This is a genomic window from Lysinibacillus sp. G1-3 (genome assembly GCF_056322905.1).
Genome location: NZ_JBWHYQ010000001.1, coordinates 13515 through 33675, shown reverse-complemented (window position 1 = coordinate 33675; position 20161 = coordinate 13515). Strand labels below are relative to the sequence as shown.

General features: G+C 36.6%; 18 protein-coding genes and 1 riboswitch. Of the genes, 9 read left to right on the top strand and 9 right to left on the bottom strand.

Going from position 1 to position 20161, the window contains the following annotated elements; translation table 11 throughout:
- The first annotated feature begins 93 nt into the window (after positions 1-93).
- Together ACVYAD_RS00140 and ACVYAD_RS00135 are read left to right on the top strand one after the other, a co-directional pair.
- Entirely contained in the window at positions 94-3183 is a 3090-nt protein-coding gene (locus ACVYAD_RS00140; protein ID WP_476423860.1) for an efflux RND transporter permease subunit, read from the top strand.
- A gap of 359 nt (positions 3184-3542) precedes the next feature.
- A complete protein-coding gene (locus tag ACVYAD_RS00135) occupies positions 3543-4097 on the top strand; it encodes a GNAT family N-acetyltransferase (RefSeq protein ID WP_476423858.1) in 555 nt (184 codons plus the stop codon).
- A gap of 38 nt (positions 4098-4135) precedes the next feature.
- On the opposite strand, the gene ACVYAD_RS00130 is transcribed toward ACVYAD_RS00135, so the two are convergent.
- The 5 genes from ACVYAD_RS00130 to ACVYAD_RS00110 all read right to left on the bottom strand — a co-directional run bounded on the left by ACVYAD_RS00130 (position 4136) and on the right by ACVYAD_RS00110 (position 9421).
- Entirely contained in the window at positions 4136-4639 is a 504-nt protein-coding gene (locus tag ACVYAD_RS00130) for an N-acetyltransferase family protein (protein ID WP_476423857.1), read from the bottom strand.
- Between the two features lie 330 nt (positions 4640-4969).
- Complete coding sequence (locus tag ACVYAD_RS00125) at positions 4970-5935, bottom strand: S66 family peptidase (protein ID WP_476423855.1); 966 nt, start codon at positions 5933-5935, stop codon at positions 4970-4972.
- A gap of 102 nt (positions 5936-6037) precedes the next feature.
- Entirely contained in the window at positions 6038-6823 is a 786-nt protein-coding gene (locus ACVYAD_RS00120) for an alpha/beta fold hydrolase (RefSeq protein WP_476423854.1), read from the bottom strand.
- 291 nt (positions 6824-7114) lie between these two features.
- Positions 7115-7819, bottom strand: a complete 705-nt coding sequence (locus tag ACVYAD_RS00115; protein WP_386826935.1) for a response regulator — start codon at positions 7817-7819, stop codon at positions 7115-7117.
- Entirely contained in the window at positions 7820-9421 is a 1602-nt protein-coding gene (locus ACVYAD_RS00110; RefSeq protein WP_476423853.1) for an ATP-binding protein, read from the bottom strand.
- A gap of 414 nt (positions 9422-9835) precedes the next feature.
- Here ACVYAD_RS00110 and ACVYAD_RS00105 point away from each other — a divergent pair, with 414 nt between their 5' ends.
- On the top strand, positions 9836-11098 hold the full coding sequence (locus tag ACVYAD_RS00105; protein ID WP_476423851.1) for a dicarboxylate/amino acid:cation symporter: 1263 nt from the start codon (positions 9836-9838) through the stop codon (positions 11096-11098).
- A gap of 217 nt (positions 11099-11315) precedes the next feature.
- On the opposite strand, the gene ACVYAD_RS00100 is transcribed toward ACVYAD_RS00105, so the two are convergent.
- The 4 genes from ACVYAD_RS00100 to ACVYAD_RS00085 all read right to left on the bottom strand — a co-directional run bounded on the left by ACVYAD_RS00100 (position 11316) and on the right by ACVYAD_RS00085 (position 13823).
- Positions 11316-11795: a hypothetical protein gene (locus ACVYAD_RS00100; RefSeq protein ID WP_476423849.1), complete on the bottom strand. Its 480-nt coding sequence runs from the start codon at positions 11793-11795 to the stop codon at positions 11316-11318.
- A 5-nt stretch (positions 11796-11800) separates the two neighbouring features.
- Positions 11801-12463, bottom strand: a complete 663-nt coding sequence (locus ACVYAD_RS00095; RefSeq protein ID WP_079559812.1) for a potassium channel family protein — start codon at positions 12461-12463, stop codon at positions 11801-11803.
- Positions 12464-12692: 229 nt separating this feature from the next.
- Complete coding sequence (locus ACVYAD_RS00090) at positions 12693-13145, bottom strand: TlpA family protein disulfide reductase (protein ID WP_476423847.1); 453 nt, start codon at positions 13143-13145, stop codon at positions 12693-12695.
- Between the two features lie 135 nt (positions 13146-13280).
- Positions 13281-13823 carry a peroxiredoxin gene (locus ACVYAD_RS00085; protein ID WP_197142165.1) on the bottom strand — a complete coding sequence of 181 codons (543 nt, stop codon included), beginning with the start codon at positions 13821-13823 and terminating at the stop codon, positions 13281-13283.
- Between the two features lie 406 nt (positions 13824-14229).
- Between ACVYAD_RS00085 and ACVYAD_RS00080 the strand changes: the two genes are divergently transcribed.
- The 6 genes from ACVYAD_RS00080 to ACVYAD_RS00055 all read left to right on the top strand — a co-directional run bounded on the left by ACVYAD_RS00080 (position 14230) and on the right by ACVYAD_RS00055 (position 19960).
- The gene (locus tag ACVYAD_RS00080) at positions 14230-14772 is read left to right on the top strand and encodes a helix-turn-helix domain-containing protein (RefSeq protein ID WP_476423846.1); all 543 of its coding nucleotides are present in this window, start codon (positions 14230-14232) and stop codon (positions 14770-14772) included.
- A gap of 17 nt (positions 14773-14789) precedes the next feature.
- Positions 14790-15896, top strand: coding sequence for an ABC transporter ATP-binding protein (locus ACVYAD_RS00075; protein ID WP_349658997.1), 1107 nt, complete (start codon positions 14790-14792; stop codon positions 15894-15896).
- Positions 15886-16698 carry an ABC transporter permease gene (locus ACVYAD_RS00070; protein ID WP_197142169.1) on the top strand — a complete coding sequence of 271 codons (813 nt, stop codon included), beginning with the start codon at positions 15886-15888 and terminating at the stop codon, positions 16696-16698. Before ACVYAD_RS00075 ends, ACVYAD_RS00070 begins: the two co-directional genes overlap by 11 nt.
- Positions 16695-17492, top strand: coding sequence for an ABC transporter permease (locus tag ACVYAD_RS00065; protein ID WP_197142184.1), 798 nt, complete (start codon positions 16695-16697; stop codon positions 17490-17492). Before ACVYAD_RS00070 ends, ACVYAD_RS00065 begins: the two co-directional genes overlap by 4 nt.
- The gene (locus ACVYAD_RS00060) at positions 17489-18562 is read left to right on the top strand and encodes an ABC transporter substrate-binding protein (RefSeq protein WP_476423842.1); all 1074 of its coding nucleotides are present in this window, start codon (positions 17489-17491) and stop codon (positions 18560-18562) included. The genes ACVYAD_RS00065 and ACVYAD_RS00060 overlap by 4 nt, the downstream gene beginning before the upstream one ends.
- A gap of 201 nt (positions 18563-18763) precedes the next feature.
- The gene (locus ACVYAD_RS00055; RefSeq protein WP_476423840.1) at positions 18764-19960 is read left to right on the top strand and encodes an MFS transporter; all 1197 of its coding nucleotides are present in this window, start codon (positions 18764-18766) and stop codon (positions 19958-19960) included.
- A gap of 66 nt (positions 19961-20026) precedes the next feature.
- A riboswitch (TPP riboswitch) is annotated at positions 20027-20134 on the top strand.
- The last annotated feature ends 27 nt before the right edge of the window (positions 20135-20161 follow it).

The window sequence follows — 20161 nt, the reverse complement described above, 5'->3', positions numbered from 1 at the left end:
AATTCTCTCCTAATGTATATCGTTGACAAATGACCGATTAGTCATTAGTATAAATAACTGAATCAAGTTAGTCAATAAAGGGTAGGTGTAAAGGTGAAAGGTTTAGTTAATTTCGTATTGAAAAACAAATTGGCAGTGTGGTTATTAACAATTATCATCACTGTCTCTGGTATTTATTCAGGTACAAAAATGAAAATGGAATCCATACCTGATATTTCTATACCATATTTAATTGTAATGGGTGTTTATCCTGGCGCAACACCTGAACAGGTTATGAATGAGCTTTCCATGCCATTTGAAAAGGCAGTAGAAAGCTTAGAAGATGTAAAGGCTGTTTACTCAAACTCCTCTTCAAACGTAGCACAAGTTCAAGTTGAATACGACTACGGCATTGATATGGATGAGAAAAAACGCCAATTAGAGTCCGCTTTAGAATCTATCAAATTACCTGAAGGTGCTCAAAAGCCGACAGTTATGGCAATTAGCATGAATATGATGCCAGTTGTCGCTTTATCAATTAGTAGCTCTAAGGAAGATATTGTTGATTTAACGTCAACAGTAGAAGACATTTTACTTCCTAAAATTGAAAAAATTGATGGCGTTGCTTCAGCAACTATTAACGGCCAGCACATTAATGAAATATCATTTAAATATGATCAAGCGAAAATGGCTGCTCTCGGCTTAACAGAGGATTCTGTCAAGCAAATGATTCAAGCAAGTGATATGTCGCTATCACTTGGTTTATATCAATTTACTGTTGGCGAACAAGCCGTATCAGTAGATGGTAAAGTACAATCTATCGATCAGTTAAAAGACTTATTGATCCCAGTTACACCTTCAGCTACAAATCCTTCACCATTCGTTCGCTTAGGCGATATTGCAACGATTGAGGTCGAAGGTAAAGTACAATCTGTATCCCGTACAAATGGCGAAGATGCGATTGCGATTCAAATCGTTAAAGCTCAAGATGCAAATACGGTAAAAGTCGTAAATGCAGTGAAAGATTTAATGAAAGACGAAGAAAAATCATTAGACGGCTTAAAAGTGGATATTTCACTTGACCAAGGTAAACCAATTGAAGATTCAGTCTTCACAATGATTGAAAAAGCAGTATTCGGTGGTGCCATTGCCGTATTAATTATTTTACTATTTTTACGTGATTTCAAATCAACAATTATTTCGATTATTTCTATCCCAGTTTCAGTATTCATGGCATTACTACTATTAAACTGGATGGATATCACATTAAACATTATGACTCTCGGTGCGATTACCGTAGCAATTGGTCGTGTCATCGATGACTCCATTGTAGTTGTTGAAAATATTTATAGACGTATCCATTTAAAAGAAGAAAAACTAACAGGTCGTGCTCTTATTCGTGAAGCGACAATTGAAATGTTCAAACCAATCCTTTCTTCTACATTAGTAACTGTGGCCGTATTCGCCCCACTAATGTTTGTAGGCGGTATGGTTGGTGAATTATTCATGCCATTTGCGTTAACAATGTCATTTGCGCTAGGTGCTTCATTAATAGTGGCGATTACAATCGTTCCAGCTTTATCTCACTTCCTATTCCGTAAAAAAATATACGGTGAGAAAAAAGAAAGTCAACATAAAGAAGTTGGTAAACTAGCTCTTTGGTATAAAGGTGTATTAGCGAAAGCATTAAACCATAAAATCATTACATCAGTTATTGCGATTGTATTGCTTGTTGGTTCTCTTGCTTTAACACCACTTATCGGCTTCAGTTTCATGGGCTCTCAAGAAGAAAAGGTTATGTACTTAACGTATACTCCTGCTACAGGCGAGCTAATGAAAGATACAGAAGCAAATGTCGCAAAAGTAGAAAAAGAATTAATGAAACGCAAAGACGTAGATATTTTGCAAGTTTCTATCAATGACCCTAAACATGTTGATCCTTCAGCAATGATGATGGGTGGCGGTGCTGGCGGTGCCTTAATGTACCTCATCTTCGATCCAGATATGAAGGACTTCCCTAAAGCACGTGAAGAAGTAGAAGACTATGTAACGAACATCGGTCAATCAGGTGAATGGAAATCTCAAAACTTCTCATCAATGTCAGGATCTTCAAATGAAGTGAGTTACACATTATATAGTGAAAATCTAGATAAGCTTCGCAAAGCCGTGAAACAAGTGGAAGGCGCATTAAAAGAAGTTGATGGATTAGAAGAAATTAAGTCTGATAATGAAGATCCATTTGTTGAGCATACCTTAAAAGTAGATCAAAAGAATGTTCTACAATACGGTTTAACTACTGCTCAAATTGTAATGGCTTTAAATGAAAATACATCGCCTGAAGTTTTAACTAAAGTTCAGTATGATGGTGAAGATATCGATGTTATTGTACAACGTGAAGAAAAAGCTGCAGCTAAATCAATTGATGATGTATTAGCTACTAAAATCCAAACAGCTTTAGGCACAACAATGACAATCGGTGAGTTAGTAAAAGTAGAAGAAGGCACTACGTTAAACACATTATCTCGCTCAAAAGGTGAATATTTCGCAAAAGTTTCTGGTACGCTTATCGGTGACGATATTTCAAAAGCAACTTCTGCTGCTGATAAAGAAATCGATAAATTAGATTTACCTAAAGGTGTAACGACTGGCGTTGCAGGTGTTGCAGCAGATATGCAAGAAACATTCACACAACTTGGAATTGCTATGTTAGCTGCAATCGCGATCGTTTACTTCATTCTAGTAGTAACATTCGGTGAAGGTTTAGCACCATTCGCTATTCTGTTCTCACTACCATTCGCAGTAATTGGTGCATTTGTCGGCTTGTACGTCACAAATCAAACTATTTCTGTTTCTGTTATGATGGGACTATTAATGCTAATAGGTATCGTTGTAACAAACGCCATCGTATTAGTAGACCGCATTATCCATATGGAACGTGACGGACTTGCTATGCGCGAGGCTATTTTAGAGGCAGGGGCAACTCGTTTACGTCCAATCTTAATGACTGCTATCGCAACAATCGGTGCGATGATTCCAATGGCAATCGGTAACGGTGGCAGCGGCTTAATTTCAAAAGACCTGGCGATTACCGTAATTGGTGGTTTACTATCTTCAACATTATTAACATTAGTAGTTGTACCAATCGTGTATGAAATGCTATCTAAAATGTTAAAGAAAAACCGTAAAGACATGGAAGAAAATTAACAAATAAATGTAAAATGGGCTCTCCTTTAAAGGGGGCCCTTTTTTCTATATTTTAAAGAAACCTTTTGGCTATAACCCATTGCATAACGTAGGGTTGATTTCCGTTACAGCTGAGCGCTTCGTTGCTGCCGCTTCGCTTTCGCACTGAAAACATTTGTTGCTGCCGCGTCACTTTCGCGCAGAGCAAAGCGTCAGATGAGCCGCAAAGAGCCACCCAGCCGGAACGAAGATCAACTTTTCTACATGAAATACGTTCTAACAAAATAACATCCCCTCTCAATCTCAAATAAAAATTTTAATGAAAATTCAAAAATCTCGTTATAATTAAATACATTAAAATGCTTTTAAGGAGGAGTTTTATGAGCGAGAACATTTTTATACAAGCACCACCAGTTTTAAAAACTGCAAGATTAACATTACGACCTATTTCATTAAATGATTTAGAAGCAATGTTTAATTACACTTCTAGCGAAAACGTTGCACGCTTTGTTACATGGAGTCCTCATAAGAGTTTAGACGAAACAAAAGTGTTTGTTGAATTAGTTTTAAATGGGTATGAACAAGGTAATCATCTATTATGGGGCATTGAATATGAGCAGAAATTAATCGGCACTATCGACTTTGTTTCTGTTAATGACCAACATAAATGTGCTGAGATTGGCTATGTTATTTCTGAAGATTATTGGAATAAAGGGATTACGACCGAAGCAGTAAAAAAATTAATAGACTACGGATTTAACGAATTAAAAATGATTCGAATACAAGCACGCTGTTTTGAGGACAATATCGGTTCCCAAAAAGTAATGGAAAAATCGGGTATGCTTTTCGAAGGTATATTACGAAAAAGTATGTTTGTTAAAGGACTTCACCAAAATATTAAAATGTATGCTATTACAGATGATATGTATTTTTAAAAGAAGAGCCTTACTGAAATTATTCAGTAGGGCTCTTCTTACTGTTCCAATATTTTTGACATGTAATATTCATCCATATATTCCCCATCAACATATAAGGAATGTCTTTTAGTCCCCTCAATGTCAAATCCCATTTTTTTATATAAAGCTATACCAGCTGTGTTATTAGCCATTACTGTTAGTTCCAGGCGATGCATACCCTTTTCTTTTGCCCAATCGTCGAGGTGACTAAATAATGCAGTACCTATTTTTCGTCCTCTATAATCACTATGGATACCTACGACTATATAGGCTCGATGCGAAACTCTAGATGGCGTTTGATTACCTTGAACAATTAAATAACCAACTATAGCCTTTTCAATTTCAGCAATAAATAAAGCTGAATGACTGTTATTGTTCATATTCTCGATAAATTTAGTAAACTGTTCAGTCTCTAACTTTCGTTCACCTGGCTTGAATAACATAAAATTAGATTCTTCCGCATTTTTTATGACAGCTATGACCTGCTCGGTATCTTCTCGTACAGCCTCTCTTATTAACATCTTGATCGAGCCCCTTTCTTTATCAATTATGCCTCGGCATAATTGCGTCCGGAATCGGCTTTGTGCTTAGGCCTGCACGAGGGCCGACATGATGTCGGTCATTTCGGTAATGCAGGACGTGGCGTTTTTACCGATGCAGGTCAGTTAGCCGTTATCGCATGGATGCGATGTTTTTAGGCTAACATCCCCTAAGAACTCCTTTCCGATTCCGTGACATCCGCCGGAGGCTTTAACTTCTTTCAGTGGATGTTGGGACACCTGCTGAAAAGTGACTTAAAACCGTATTCATCATCTGTACCTGTCGCTACAAAAAATATTTGCTGAAAGAAGTTAAAATTGAATGAATTGTATCATCAAGTTTTCCGTGTCCATTTGAACTTCACCTCCGATAGGAAACGTAAAAATTGGCTGTGTATGTCCAAAATCAACATCATAGATAACTGGGATGCTTTTTAACTCGGGATGCTTATCTAAAATAAAATGTAACTGCTCCTCTGTCATATTCGAAGCTCTTTGGAAACGCCCTATCGCAATACCTTTAATATTGCTAGTAGCTTGCAATAACGAGGTGAAATCACGGGCAAATATTTCTGGATTAACTATTTCATCATCCTCTACAAATAAAATACTGTTCGATAAATCAGGCATATACGGTGTGCCTTGAAGTAAATTTAACGTACATAAATTCCCACCAAATAATTGTCCACTTCCTTCTCCATCAGAATACACCTTCCAACTAGCTGCTTCAAAATGACGATTATGTTGATCTAAATACCACGCATCATCACTCCAAACGCTTGACGCCTTGATCGTATATGATGTATTAGTCATTAAGCATTTTTGGAAATAGGTTAACTGATAGTCTTGTGCCTCTTCCATTTGAAAGCTAGAAAAATGAGGACCAGAATACGTAACAAATCCACATTTTTTTGTAATAGCTGTTGCTAAAGCTGTGATATCACTGAAACCACAAAGGATTTTTGGGTTATTTGCTATCATGTCGTAGTCTAAATAAGGTAATACTTCATTACAGTTAAAACCACCAATAACTGTTAATACAGCTTTTACACCCTCATCACGAAAGGCATCATGAATGTCTGCAACTCTATGCTCAATTGATGATGAATGCTGTAGATCGCATTCAAAAATATGTCGACCAAAAGATACACGAAAGCCTAACTCTTCAAGCTTTTTCTTTGTTTGTTCAGCGCCTTCTACTGTGATGATTGCCGCACTAAGACTAGGTGCGATAACACGTATCTCATCACCTACTGTCAATTTATTCGGAATATGCAAACTGCTCCCTCCTCTAATAAGTTTCAAATTTTTATTATTGATCTCTCACCTTTTTCTTATAGTGCTTTAAGCAGTTTATGGCTTTGAAAAAGTTTGAATAAATTAATGAAAGATTTCCTTTCTAATCCGCTCAGCTACCTCACTAGGATTGGTAAGGGGCAAAAAATGATAGCTATTAGGAATAATCTCAACTTGTGCATTTGGTTGTCTTTCTTGAAACCCATTTAACTTCTTATGTAACAAACTATCTGGATGGTCATCAGCCAACAGTAATAACACCGACAATGGAATTTCATTTTCTATACAGTAATTATTTATTTCAATTGCTTTTGACAAATCATTTAAAGCTCTTACGTCGCTGTGATGGTAAAAAATATTATTTTTTTCAACGAAATTATGCAAGAAATAATTACGCAAATATTCTTTATTTTCAGTCGATAAATTCACCATGTTACTTACCTCTTCAGTAATAGCTTCCTGTAAATCTTCTAATCGTTCAATGATAGGTAATTGTATTTCTGCTTTATCATCAAGTTGATATTCTCCTATAAAATAATACCCACCGTCTAACAATATTAATGATTTAACCGAATCTGGATAGTCTGTATAAAACTTTTGAATAATCCATGTACCTATTGAATTCCCAAGAAAATGAGCTTTAGTAATATTTATATGCTCCATAATTTCCTTTATCGTATTGATAAACGTTTGAAATGAAAAATCACTGTCTAGTCGACCATTATGCCCCGGTAAATCGATTGCTACAACATGGGCTTCTGGAAGGGCGCTGGCTAATGCTGCAAACATTTCTTTACGTTCACCAAGCGCAGGTATCGCAATTATTACCTCTTCATTTTGAAATGCATTGTATTGAATATATTTTTTCATGATCCTCCCCCTTACCATCATAACGCTCGTCCTTTTTTGAAAAATTCAGGTAATTATACAACTAAAATTTTCTTTATTATTACAAAGCATTAATGGAAAATCAATGACTAATACCCAAAATATTGATGATAATTGTTAAAACACGTTCCGACTCGGCGACACTTTAGCGATTCGCAATAGAGGAACGAAGGTTAAAAGCATCACGTCTTGTGATAGCGTCTTCACAGGATGAGAAGTTCTTAGCCTAAGTTCCTCTATTTCAGCGGGTGTTTGGACACTCGCTGAAAGAAGTTAAATATAATATCGATGGATAGGACGTCCAACACTTCCGTATTGTATATCTACCTTTAATAAATTTTGTTTTTCTAAAAAGTCTAAGTAACGTCGAGCCGTTACGCGCGCTGTCCCAATATATGTAGACACTTCCTCCGCTGATACCGCTTCGTTACTTTCTTGAATATAGGCAAGCACTTTGCCTAATGTTGCCCGGTTAAAACCCTTTGGTAGCTCTTCTATTACAATTGTCTCAGTGATTGGGGGAACAGCTATTTGTTCAGGTATACGTTGCTGCATTAGATGATCCACATCATGCTGTGTTAGATCTTCCATACCACTTATTTTCTTTTTATAGGATTGATAATTCTTTAAAGTTTGCTCAATTCGTTCAAATGTAAAAGGTTTCATAATATAATCATAGACGCCTAAGTGTAAAATTCGCTGCACAGTAGGCATATCATTCGCAGCAGTTACAGCAATAACATCAACAGGAAGATGTTCTTCTCGAATTTTTCCTAACGTAATGATGCCATCTTGCTCGGGCATAAAAATATCCATAAAGACTAGGTCGGGGTTTAATTGTTTAATCCTCTCAATCCCTTCTATCCCATTACTAGCATAGCCTATTAACGAGAATCCTTTGATTTGCTCTATAAATTGTCTATTCACTTCTCGTACCATCGGATCGTCCTCAATTAATAACACGTTCATTACATCCATCTACTCTTCTCCTAACTCCAATAAGATTAAGAAACTTGTCCCTTTCATAAATTCACTCACAACTTCAATATCACCATTACCTTTTCTTACAATTTCATCTATTAAATGCAAGCCAATACCGCGATTCTCGCTTGCCTTTGTAGAAAATCCATTTTCAAACATACGAGCTTGCACCTCTTCAGACATCCCAATTCCATTATCAGAAACAGCAATTGCTAAAACATCGTCATGCTCATCTACAGAAATCGCTACATATTTATCATCTTTTGAAAGTACATTTAGCGCTTCAAAGGCATTTTCAATTAAATTTCCTAATAAGACAACAAAATCGTGGTGATCTAATAATGGTGGAAAGCGTTTAAAATGACTTTTTCGATCGATTTCTACTTGTATGCCTAATTCCTTGCCATAGCTAACTTTACTTAGCAATAATCCTGAAATATTTTCATTATGAAAGCGTTCATTTAAAAACTTCGTTAAAGAGGCTTCATTTTCGGTAGTAGCTGTAACGTATTCAAGCGCTTGCTTTGTATGTCCCAATTGCAGAAGACCTGCAATCGTATGTAGCTTATTTTTATGCTCATGTGTTTGTACACGGAGTGCTTGAACAAAAGCTTTAACACCCGTCACCTCTTCCGCAAGCTTTTTCACCGCTGTTAAATCTTTAAACATAGCAACAGCTCCGACTAATTCACCATTTACTATAATAGGGACACGATTACTCAAAATACTATGATGATTAATATAGAGCTCTTGATTGTATACAGGATTTGCTGTTTCAACAATTTCAGGCAATCGTGTGTCTGGCAAAACATCATAAATATTTTCCCCAATACAATCCTCTATCTTTGTAGTAACGCCTAATATATCAGCTGCTTTTTCATTAAAAATTGTAATATTCATTTCTTTATCGACCGCTATAATGCCTTCATGCATAGCATTGAATGTTTCTGTTCGTTCCACATACATCTTCGCAATCTCATGAGGTTCAAGCCCAAACATTTGCTTTTTAATATGCCGGCCAAGTGTATATGCCCCCCAGATGCTAAAAACAAGGGATATCAGAATCGTAATAAAAATTTCATGCTCATAATTTTGCAGCATTTCTATAAAAGTAGGCAGTGAATACCCTACAATGACAATGCCCACTTGTTCTTTTTTCTCATCAATGATTGGGACAAACGCTCGAATCATTACACCAGCTTCCCCTTGCGCCTTCGATACATAATAATGCTCACTAAAGGCAGCGTTTAAATCCTGTGATTCACTACGCTTCCCTATTTCTTTACTGACTGGGTGAGATAGTTTAATACGATCCTTATTCATCACAACAATATACTCTGCTTTATTCACAACACGAATTCCATCTACAATTTTATTAACATGTTTCGCAGCTTCTTTCATATTGTCATCTTTCAAATGTGTACTGATTTCTGGCACATTTGATACAGTCCGTGCAACGAGCATAGCACGCTGACCAAACTCCTTTTCTTGCTCCGTTAAAAGGTTACCGAGTACAAAAATGCCTCCCAGTAAAAAGGAGAAAGCAATGATTAAAAATGTTACTAACAATATTTTGCCGTTTACAGGCATTTTCATCATTTGAAATCCCCCCCTTTTCAAATCTGCATTTGCACTATAAAAGTCTTTGGTCAATCTCACTTCTTCAAATGATATGCTTTTAAGATTATCTTCAAAAAAATCTTTTGACAACACTTTAGTTGACATAAGTAGGATAAAGTCATGAACTTAATGAACAATATTACGAAAAATTGGTATAAAACAAAATTTTCTATCACTAATTATTATTGTATTATAACAAAGATGAATTAACGACACAGTATCATAACAGATTGGGCCATTGAAAACACTACGTTTCATTAAAAATATGGATGAATGTACTTAATGAACGATATGTTTCTTATTTTCTAAATCTCTTTTTTTCAAAAGGATTCGTTATGATAATTCTAGTGAAAACGATATCAAAGAGAAAATTAAGAAACGAGGTAGCATAAAATGAAATTACTGAAAAATTTGACTGTTCAGGTTATAACTGCGATCATTTTGGGGGTTATTGTTGGAGCCATCTTCCCTGAGTTTGGTGCAAGTCTTAAAATCCTGGCAGACTTATTCATTAAGTTAATTAAAATGTTAATCGCCCCTATTATCTTCTTAACAGTTGTAATCGGAATCGGTAGTATGGGAGATATGAAAAAGGTCGGAAAAATCGGAGGAAAGGCGTTACTGTATTTCGAAATTGTCTCTACCATTGCCTTAGCAATCGGGATTGCTGTTGCATTAATCGTAAGCCCAGGTACTGGATTAGATACATCAGGTGCTTCCGAAGCTGATATCTCAAAATTTACAACTGCTGCTTCAGAAAGTGAGCAAGGTTTAGGTGCTTTCATCTCTAGCATCATTCCTGAAAACGTTGTAGGTGCACTTGCAGCAGGGCAATTACTTCCTGTGTTATTCTCTGCAATATTATTCGGTTTAGCTGCTGCTTCTATTGGTGCACCTGCAAAACCGGTCATTACATTTTTTGAACAAGTGGCAGAAATTTTCTTCAAAATCGTAAGTATGGTGATGAAAATTTCTCCAATCGGTGCCTTTGGTGCAATGGCCTATACGATTGGTAATTTTGGTTTGAAATCTTTAAGCAACTTAGGTCTATTAATGGCTGCCGTCTATATTACTATGTTCTTATTCGTAGTCTTTGTTTTAGGCGCGATTGCAAAATTCTTCGGCTTTAATATTTTTAAATTTATCGCTTATATTAAAGAAGAAATTTTCTTAGTAATTGGTACTTCATCATCTGAATCTGCCTTGCCATCTATGATGCGTAAATTGGAGAACTTTGGTTGCTCTAAGCAAGTTGTTGGATTAGTAGTTCCAACCGGTTATTCCTTCAATCTTGATGGAACTTCCATCTACCTTTCAATGGCTGCATTATTTATTGCACAAGCATACGGAATGGACTTAACATGGATTCAAATCATTACACTACTCGGAATTTTAATGATTACATCTAAAGGAGCTGCCGGTGTAACGGGTTCTGGTTTTATTACGTTAGCAGCGACACTTGCTGCTTTCCCAATGATTCCAGTCGAAGGGATCGCGCTACTAATTGGTGTTGACCGATTCATGTCTGAAGCACGCGCCGTAACAAATTTAATTGGTAACGGTGTAGCTTGTGTAGTCGTATCGAAATCTGAAAAAGAGTTTGATGTAGAGATGCAAGAACGTGCACTTCAAGGAAAAACTACAATTGTGTCTTGAGAACAAATGCGCTAAAGCGCTCGTTTACATCTGACAAGCGCTGGAGAGCCCGAAGCAAAAGTAAACGCTCCACCACTTTTGCCCGTGGGATCGAAGCGACCTCGAGGATGTAGCGCTTTAGCCTAGACGCCGACTATGTTCTAGGTTAACCAAAGTTAGTCTTTAGTTTCTAAAAAAAGGGTAGTGATGACAGCGTGTTGCTGTTTCACTACCCCTTTTATTTAACATATTGTTCAAGCAAGCGTTGCGTATTTGTTGACTGCTCAAGTGCTTTTTTCTCATTTACCCAATAGATCAAATATTGCTGATCTCCAACATTAAAAACCATTTGCTGTAATTCCTCATTTAGCTCAGAGCTAATCGCGACCTTTAAAATATCCACCTCATATAATGGCTCTCCTTTTATTTCATAGACAATATGATAGAGTGGTTTTTCTTCAAATACAGCTCGTTCTTTTTTGCTTAATTTCTTAACATGGCTTAGAGGGTAGTTTTCAATGTAGGCTGTTGCATCTTGACCTGTTGCTTTAAAAACAGATTGCTCTCCTTCAAATAGCTCGATTGCATTAATTTCTGTTACATGATCTAAAATGTGAGAAATAGCTTCTTTCTCATTTTTTTCGCGAGACTGCAACGTAAAAGCGCCAATCAAAATAATTGCAGCAAATATAACTAGTTTCAATCTTCTTTTATTCATGTTCATTACCCATTCAATGCTTTTTTCACAAAGCGGTTAATATCTACATCAGCCCCAATGACAAGCATAATATCTCCTAGCAAAATTTTATCACTCGCCTGTGGAGATACGATAATATCTGCACCACGCTTAAGGCCTACAATATTTATCCCGTACTTTGCACGAATATCTAAATCCATAATAGAATAACCTGCAATCGCATCATTGGCCTTAAGCTCCATAATGGAATGTTCATCAGAAAGCTCTAGATAATCAAGCACTGTATTAGACAGCATATTATTAGCAATACGAATCCCCATATCACGCTCAGGATGCACGACAAAATCTGCTCCAATTTTACGCAGTACTTTTTCATGATAATCATTCTGAGCCTTTACAGTAATCTGCTGAACGCCGATTTCTTTTAAAATAATCGTCGTCAAAATACTAGCCTGAATATCTTCACCGATTGCTACAATCACATGCTCAAAATTACGAATACCTAATGAATTTAATACCGATTCATCCGTCGAATCTGCGATAACAGCCTGTGTGGCAATGGAAGCGAATTCGTCCACCCGCTCTGATGAATGATCGATCGCCATAACTTGTGCCCCTTGACTCATTAGTTCGCGGACAATGCTTCCTCCAAAACGTCCAAGTCCAATGACAGCAAACTCTTTTTTCATCATTATAAATCCCTCCGAAAACTACTATACCCTTATTGTAACGCATTCTCTGCTATATGTATCGCCAAAACAAGAGACTATTCGTCATAGAAAGACAACCCTTGGGCATTTTTAAGGATCCTTCTCCACTCAAGATACATCTCATTGCTATGCTCTATAATAATCCCACTAACATTGTATTTTACATAAAAAAGGGCGAGGAATAAAACATCCTCGCCTGATATTGCTATTATGCGTTACGCATTTCATCTAAAACACGATTTACACGTTTTTCTAGCATTTTCATACCGCTACCACCAGCTTGCATATGACGAAGCTGACCATCTTTATCGAACACAAAATAAGCAGGTACATATTGATTTTCAAATGCATCTGTTAGCTTTAATTCGCTATCCACAAAGATTGGTTGAACAATATCATGCTCTGCCGCTACCGATTTGATTGTTTCTAAATTTGTATCTTCCTCAGAACGTGGCATATGCACAGCAATAACGTTTAACTCATCTTTGTATTGGTCACGGAAATTGTTCACATCCGGCATTGCCTCTTTACATAAATGACAACTAACTGACCAGAAGTGGATTAACGTTGGTTTTTCGCCTACTAAATCCGCTTTTGCTACTTCTCCATTTAACCAAGTCGTTGCGCCTGCAAGTTCAGGCATTTGTTCACGAAGTTTCATAAAACATTCTCCTTTTCCTATATCAAGTTTAAAAAAATCCCCACAAACTTACTGTGGGGACTCTTTATTTTTGAATGATCAATTTCGTCAAGCCTCGAATTTAGTTCAACGCCTGATATAAAAACTCTTCTTAAATTATAGAGTCGCTTGACCTGGACGCCAGTTTGCTGGGCAAAGACCACCAGTTTGTAAAGCTTGAAGTACACGTAAAGTTTCGTCTACATCACGGCCGATGTTGTTATCGAATACTGTTTGGTATTTTAATTCGCCTTCTGGGTTGATAATGAATAAGCCGCGTAGTGCGATACCTTCTTCTTCAATTAATACACCATATTCTTTTGAAACTTGGTGATTTGTATCTGCTGCTAATGGGTATTTTAACTCACCAAGACCATTTTTAGTGCGGTCAGTGTTAATCCAAGCTAAGTGAGTATGGATTGTATCAGTTGAAACACCGATTACTTCTGCATCTAAGTCTTCGAACTCATCGTAACGATCGCTCATTGCAGTGATTTCTGTTGGACATACGAAAGTGAAGTCCATTGGATAGAAGAAAAGTACTGTCCATTTGTCTTGTGCTTTAATGTCTTCTAATGATACTTTGCCAAATGATTTGTCTGCAAGTACCGCTTCCATTGTAAAGTCAGGTGCTTGTTTACCTACCATGCGTTCTGCCATTATAAATCCCTCCGATTATATATGTAGTGTATATATTCCATTCGCACCAGCGAACTCGTCTTCTACGATAGCAGAGTAATCGTAGTTTTTCAAACAAGTAAACTTCACAAAAGTGCACACTTTTAATTATCTGACAAATTTTCGCCAAATCCCAAAATGGAATAGCTGCTACAGCCTATTTATTAGCTACTTTTAACAATTTTATTCTAGTTTAAACAAATTTTTTCTATACAACATTTATGTATAATTTCTAAAAATTTCATCTACTTTTTTTTCATTAAAAACGATTGCAAATTCTTTTTTATTATGTATAATTGTAATGGTTTTAGTAAACTAAAAGTTTCGTTAAAGTAAACTTCATATTTCAAAAGTTTATGATTGCTAAACTTCTTCTAGGAGGGAAAAGATGCAAATAGGAGCAAAAATCAAAGCGCTTCGTTTAAAAAAAGGTCTTACCCAAGAGGAACTTGGAGAACGTACAGATTTAAGTAAAGGGTATATTTCACAATTAGAACGTGATCTAAATTCACCTTCCATTGAAACATTATTTTCACTATTAGAAGTTTTAGGGTCAACACCTAAGGAATTTTTCGATGATGGAGCACCTGAACAAAAGGTTGTATATACAAAGGAAGATCAATCTACTTATACAGATGAAGAAAAAAAATATGAAATTCAGTGGTTGATTCCTACATCAAATGAAAAAGAAATGGAGCCCATTTTCTTAACACTTGCTGCTGATGGTGAATTTAAGCAGTTTGAACCCTCCCTTTCTGAAACATTTATTTATGTTGTCGAAGGGCGTATTCGTCTCGTTTTAGGAGATGAACAGTACATAGCGAGTGAAGGCAATGCTCTCTATTTTGAAGCGACAGATCATCATCAAATTTTTAATGCACATGCTGATGAAACAAAAATTTTACTTGTCGCAACGGATTCATATTTATAGCTTAAGGAGGCGCATCTATGACAACGAATTCGATTATCCGCTTTGAAAACGTTTCAAAGTCTTATAATGACGGCACGGTCGTCTTAAAAAACATTAACCTGGAGCTAGAAAAGGGAAAATTCTATACGCTACTAGGTCCGTCCGGTTGTGGTAAAACAACTATTTTACGTATGATCGCTGGATTCACAGAACCGACAACAGGAAATATCTATTTTCATGATAAAAAAATCAACTCAGTACCAGCCAATGAACGCCAAGTAAATACAGTTTTTCAGGATTATGCGTTATTTCCTCATTTAAATGTCTTTGAAAACGTCGCATTTGGGCTTCGTATAAAAAAGCTTCCTGAAAGTGAAATTAAAAACCGTGTTGCAGAAGCATTAAAATTCGTTAACTTAGCAGGCTATGGTAACCGTGAAATTTCTGAAATGTCTGGTGGTCAACGTCAACGTGTAGCAATTGCTCGTGCGATTGTGAACGATCCTGAAGTAATTTTACTTGATGAGCCTCTGTCAGCGTTAGATTTAAAGCTACGTACAGAAATGCAGTATGAATTACGTGAGTTACAACAACGACTTGGGAAAACATTTGTATTTGTCACACACGATCAAGAAGAAGCACTTGCCATGAGTGATGAAATCTTTGTTTTAAGCGAAGGTGAAATTCAACAATCTGGTACACCAGTAGATATTTATGATGAGCCAATTAACCGCTTCGTTGCTGATTTTATTGGTGAATCAAATATTGTTCCTGGCGTAATGATCGAAGATTTCAAAGTAGAATTTGCTAGTAAAGTTTTTGAATGTGTCGACCAAGGTATGAAGCCAAACGAAAAAATTGATATTGTCATTCGCCCAGAGGATTTAGAAATGACAACAATCGATAAAGGAAAACTTGTCGTTAAAGTCGATACTCAATTGTTCCGCGGGGTACATTATGAATTATCTACGTACGACAAAGATGGCAATGAATGGCTTGTGCATTCATTGAAAAAAGCTGAGGTAGGGACAGAAATTGGTTTAGACTTTGACCCAGAAGCAATTCATGTAATGCGCTTAAATGAAACAGAAGAAGAATTCGATAAACGTTTAGAGGCGTATGGGGACGACGAAGATGCAAACTAAGACTTCGAAATCAGCCTTATTTCCTTATGTTTTATGGATTGCACTTTTCGTTATCGCGCCGATTGCACTCGTTGTTTACTATTCCCTACTAGATATACATGGCAATTTTACGCTCGATAATTATAAAGCATTCTTTACTTCTGTCTATTTAAAAATGACATTAAGTTCATTCTGGTATGCGTTTTTAATTACATTCTTTACGTTACTTGTTTCATATCCAACAGCCTATTTTTTAACAAAAACAAAATATAAGCAGCTTTGGCTTTTACTAATTATTATTCCTTCTTGGATTAATCTATTGTTAAAAACATATGCCTTTATCGGGATTTTCGGCTTGTACGGCCCATTAAATGCATTTATCGAAGTATTCGGTTTTGATCCGAAGCAAATGCTATTCACTGATATTAGCTTTGTGTTCGTATCCGTTTATATTTTTATTCCATTTATGATTTTACCGATTTTCAACTCATTGGATCGTTTAAATCCGGCACTTATTTATGCAGCACGTGATTTAGGGGCATCTGCCTTTACTACGTTCCGTCGCGTTATTTTGCCGTTAACAATGGACGGTGTTAAATCAGGTATTCAAGTTGTATTTATTCCAGCATTATCACTCTTCATGATTACTCGTTTAATTGCAGGAAACCGTGTTATTACACTGGGTACAGCTATTGAACAACAATTCCTTGTCACTCAAAACTGGGGAATGGGTTCAACAATTGCTGTTTTCTTAATTTTATTTATGGTCATTATTATGTTAATTACGGGACAGAAAAAGGATAAAGGAGGTCGCGTACGATGAAAAAACTATCTGCTTCAGCAAGAGTATATTTAGCGATTGTTTTTATCGTTTTGTATGCACCTATCTTCTATTTAATTTTCTATTCGTTCAATAGTGGTGGAACGATGAATAGTTTTGAGTCCTTTACGTTAGAACATTATAAAGCTGTTTTTGAGGATTCACGCCTACTCGTCATTCTAATTAATACAGTCATCGTGGCATTACTCTCTGCATTGATTTCTACAATCATCGGAACACTAGGAGCTATTGGTATTGTTACTGTTAAAGATTCAAAAATGCGCAATACACTACTTTCTTTAAACAATGTGTTAATTGTTAGCCCGGATGTCATTATTGGTGCAAGCTTTTTAATTTTATTCACAATGATTGGTATTAAGTTAGGCTTTGCTTCTGTCTTATTAGCACATGTAGCGTTCAGTGTTCCAATCGTTGTACTGATGGTTTTACCAAAACTATTAGAAATGAATAAATCATTAATCGACGCTGCATTAGATTTAGGAGCAACGAAAAAAGATGTTATGATGCGTGTTATTTTACCGTATATTAAACCTGGTATTTTTGCAGGGTTCTTCCTTGCCTTAACGTATTCTCTAGATGACTTTGCGGTAACATTTTTCGTAACAGGTAACGGTTTCAGTACATTATCTGTTGAAATTTATTCGATGGCACGTGCCGGTATTTCCTTAACGGTTAATGCCATTTCTGGTTTAGTATTCTTTGTAACGGTTATAGTCGTAGTTGGCTATTACTTCATCACAAGCCGCGCTAATAAAAGAACGGGGGGAACTCAATGAAGCAATTAATTCAAGCAACAATCGCAATACTTGTCGTTTCCGCCCTTTTATTCTATGCTGCTGACGCCCTAAGTGCGGGCGGTGGGAAAAGTGGTAAAGATACGTTAACAATCTTTAACTGGGGAGAATATATTGACCCTGATTTGCTGAAACAATTTGAAAAAGAAACAGGCATTCATGTTATCTATGAGACGTTTGATTCAAATGAAGCTATGATGACAAAAATTCAACAAGGTGGTACAGCTTACGATATTGCAGTACCTTCTGAATATATGATTGAAAAAATGAAGGAAGAAAACTTACTTGTTCCTTTAGATAAAACGAAAATCCCTAATTTTAAAAATATCGATCCGTATTTTTTAGATTTACCATTTGATGACGACAATAAATATTCTGTTCCATATTTCTGGGGAACAGTCGGCGTTGTCTATAATCCAAAGCTCGTTGGAAATCTTGACTTCTCTTCTTGGGAGGACTTATGGGATCCTTCATTAAAGCGTAAAGTCTTTTTAGTAGACGGTGCACGTGAAGTGATTGGTATGGGCTTAAACAGCCTTGGCTACTCGCTCAACTCTTTAAATAACGAGGAGCTACGTACGGCTACGGATAAACTAATCACATTAGCACCAAATGTAAAAGCCATTATCGGGGATGAAATTACACCGCTGATGGTTAATAAAGAAGCGGCCGTGGCACTCACTTGGTCTGGTCAAGCAGCTGACATGTTGTCAGAAAATGAAGATTTAGACTTTGCTGTACCGAAGGAAGGCTCAAACTTATGGTTTGACAATATGGTCATCCCAAAAACATCAAAAAATCTAGATGGTGCACATGCCTTCATTAATTTCATTCTAAAAGCTGAATCAGGTGCTAAAAACGCTGATTATGTAGGCTACTCTTCCCCTAATATTGCAGCGATGAAGTTAATGGATAAGGAAGTTGTATCTGATAAGCGATTCTATCCTTCTGAAGAACAACGTAAAACATTAGAAGTTTATAAAAACTTAGGCCCTGATTATTTGGGTAAATACAATGAGCTGTTTTTAGAATTTAAAATGAGTATTCGATAAACCTAAGCTGTTCTCACATTACGTTGAGAATAGCTTTTTTGTTTATCTGGAAGCGAATCCCAAGGAAAGACTGGTGCAGGGACTTGTTTTAATAATTAGAATCCCCATAAATAAGTCTCTTATTTCAGACTTATAGTCAATAGTAAACGTACAAGCCTTGTGGTAGACTGTAATATATTTGAATAAAGAAAGGGGTATTCGATGACCCAGCAGAAGTCTAATAAGGCGGCTTTATATATTTTAATGTTTAATATGTTTATCGCAATGGGGAGTATCGGAATTATTATTCCTGTCATGCCTGAGTATTTACAACTATTTGGTGCTGCAGGACAAGTACTTGGCATGTTGATTGCAACGTTCGCCTTAGCACAATTTGTTTTTTCTCCAATTGCTGGGAATCTTTCCGATCAATACGGTCGTAAAAATCTCATTATTTTCGGTCTTATAGTTACAGGCCTTGCACAAATTGGTTTCGGGCTATCTACAGATGTGTGGATGCTCTTCTTGGCACGCTTTTTAGGTGGCCTTGGATCTGCATTTGTCGCACCTCCTATAATGGCATTTGTGGCTGACGTCACAACGTACGAGGAACGCGGAAAAGGTATGGGGATGATAGGGGCAGCAATGTCCTTTGGTTTTATGATCGGACCAGGTATCGGTGGATTCCTCTCAAAAGTTAGTTTACACTTTCCATTTTATACTGCTGGATTTGCAGCTATCTTAGCAGCTATTTTATCGTTCTTTTTATTACCTGCTACAAAACCGAACACAGCGAAAAAGGCGCAGAAGCAGGATAATCTTGTAAAGCAGATGGCCCGTTCAGTCCAAATGCCTTATTTTGTCATGCTAATTATCATGCTTGTATTCTCTTTCGGAATTGCTAACTTCCAAACAACATTATCATTATTTGTTACAGAAAAGTTTAATTACACACCTACTGATATCGCCATTATATTAGTAATGGGCGGCGCTTTTGGTGTTGTTGTACAGATGTTTGTTATTACACCGCTGTTTAATCGCTTCGGCGAAATGAAAGTAGTGTTAGTCAATTTATTTATTGCAGCCGTTTCGATTTTCTTAATATTATTCGCATCCGGGTTTGCACTTATTTTAATTGTAGCGACAATCTTCTCTACAGCTACGACATTGATTCGCCCAGCTGTCAACACACTGATTTCAAAGCTTGCTGAAAATGAACAAGGCTATGCAGCTGGTCTGAATAATGCGTATATGAGTCTTGGTAATATGATTGGTCCAGCTTTAGCAGGTATGTTATTCGATTGGAATATGAACAGTCCTTATATTTTCGGGTCTATTATTTTAATGGCTTGCTTCTGCCTTGCCCTTATTTGGACAATGAAAAAAGCACCACACCTTATGCATCCTGATTCAAATTAGTCTGAAAAGTTATTGACTATTTTTAGTAGTGTGCTACATTATTAGGAGAAAAACTAACAATTAAATGTTTACCACTAGGGGAGTCTTTAAAAGGCTGAGACGTATATTGTCATATACGGACCCTTTGAACCTGATCTAGTTCACACTAGCGGAGGGAAGTGGCGACACTTGCTTTTTGCTATTTTAAATGCAAGGCCGCTT

What these genes read in the sequence shown, in the direction of transcription:
- ACVYAD_RS00135 (WP_476423858.1), top strand. Translation starts at nt 3,543, where the DNA reads ATGAGCGAGAACATTTTTATACAAGCACCACCAGTTTTAAAAACTGCA.
- ACVYAD_RS00130 (WP_476423857.1), bottom strand. Translation starts at nt 4,639, where the DNA reads ATGTTAATAAGAGAGGCTGTACGAGAAGATACCGAGCAGGTCATAGCT.
- ACVYAD_RS00120 (WP_476423854.1), bottom strand. Translation starts at nt 6,823, where the DNA reads ATGAAAAAATATATTCAATACAATGCATTTCAAAATGAAGAGGTAATA.
- ACVYAD_RS00115 (WP_386826935.1), bottom strand. Translation starts at nt 7,819, where the DNA reads ATGGATGTAATGAACGTGTTATTAATTGAGGACGATCCGATGGTACGA.
- ACVYAD_RS00110 (WP_476423853.1), bottom strand. Translation starts at nt 9,421, where the DNA reads ATGATGAAAATGCCTGTAAACGGCAAAATATTGTTAGTAACATTTTTA.
- ACVYAD_RS00105 (WP_476423851.1), top strand. Translation starts at nt 9,836, where the DNA reads ATGAAATTACTGAAAAATTTGACTGTTCAGGTTATAACTGCGATCATT.
- ACVYAD_RS00100 (WP_476423849.1), bottom strand. Translation starts at nt 11,795, where the DNA reads ATGAATAAAAGAAGATTGAAACTAGTTATATTTGCTGCAATTATTTTG.
- ACVYAD_RS00095 (WP_079559812.1), bottom strand. Translation starts at nt 12,463, where the DNA reads ATGAAAAAAGAGTTTGCTGTCATTGGACTTGGACGTTTTGGAGGAAGC.
- ACVYAD_RS00090 (WP_476423847.1), bottom strand. Translation starts at nt 13,145, where the DNA reads ATGAAACTTCGTGAACAAATGCCTGAACTTGCAGGCGCAACGACTTGG.
- ACVYAD_RS00085 (WP_197142165.1), bottom strand. Translation starts at nt 13,823, where the DNA reads ATGGCAGAACGCATGGTAGGTAAACAAGCACCTGACTTTACAATGGAA.
- ACVYAD_RS00080 (WP_476423846.1), top strand. Translation starts at nt 14,230, where the DNA reads ATGCAAATAGGAGCAAAAATCAAAGCGCTTCGTTTAAAAAAAGGTCTT.
- ACVYAD_RS00075 (WP_349658997.1), top strand. Translation starts at nt 14,790, where the DNA reads ATGACAACGAATTCGATTATCCGCTTTGAAAACGTTTCAAAGTCTTAT.
- ACVYAD_RS00070 (WP_197142169.1), top strand. Translation starts at nt 15,886, where the DNA reads ATGCAAACTAAGACTTCGAAATCAGCCTTATTTCCTTATGTTTTATGG.
- ACVYAD_RS00065 (WP_197142184.1), top strand. Translation starts at nt 16,695, where the DNA reads ATGAAAAAACTATCTGCTTCAGCAAGAGTATATTTAGCGATTGTTTTT.
- ACVYAD_RS00060 (WP_476423842.1), top strand. Translation starts at nt 17,489, where the DNA reads ATGAAGCAATTAATTCAAGCAACAATCGCAATACTTGTCGTTTCCGCC.
- ACVYAD_RS00055 (WP_476423840.1), top strand. Translation starts at nt 18,764, where the DNA reads ATGACCCAGCAGAAGTCTAATAAGGCGGCTTTATATATTTTAATGTTT.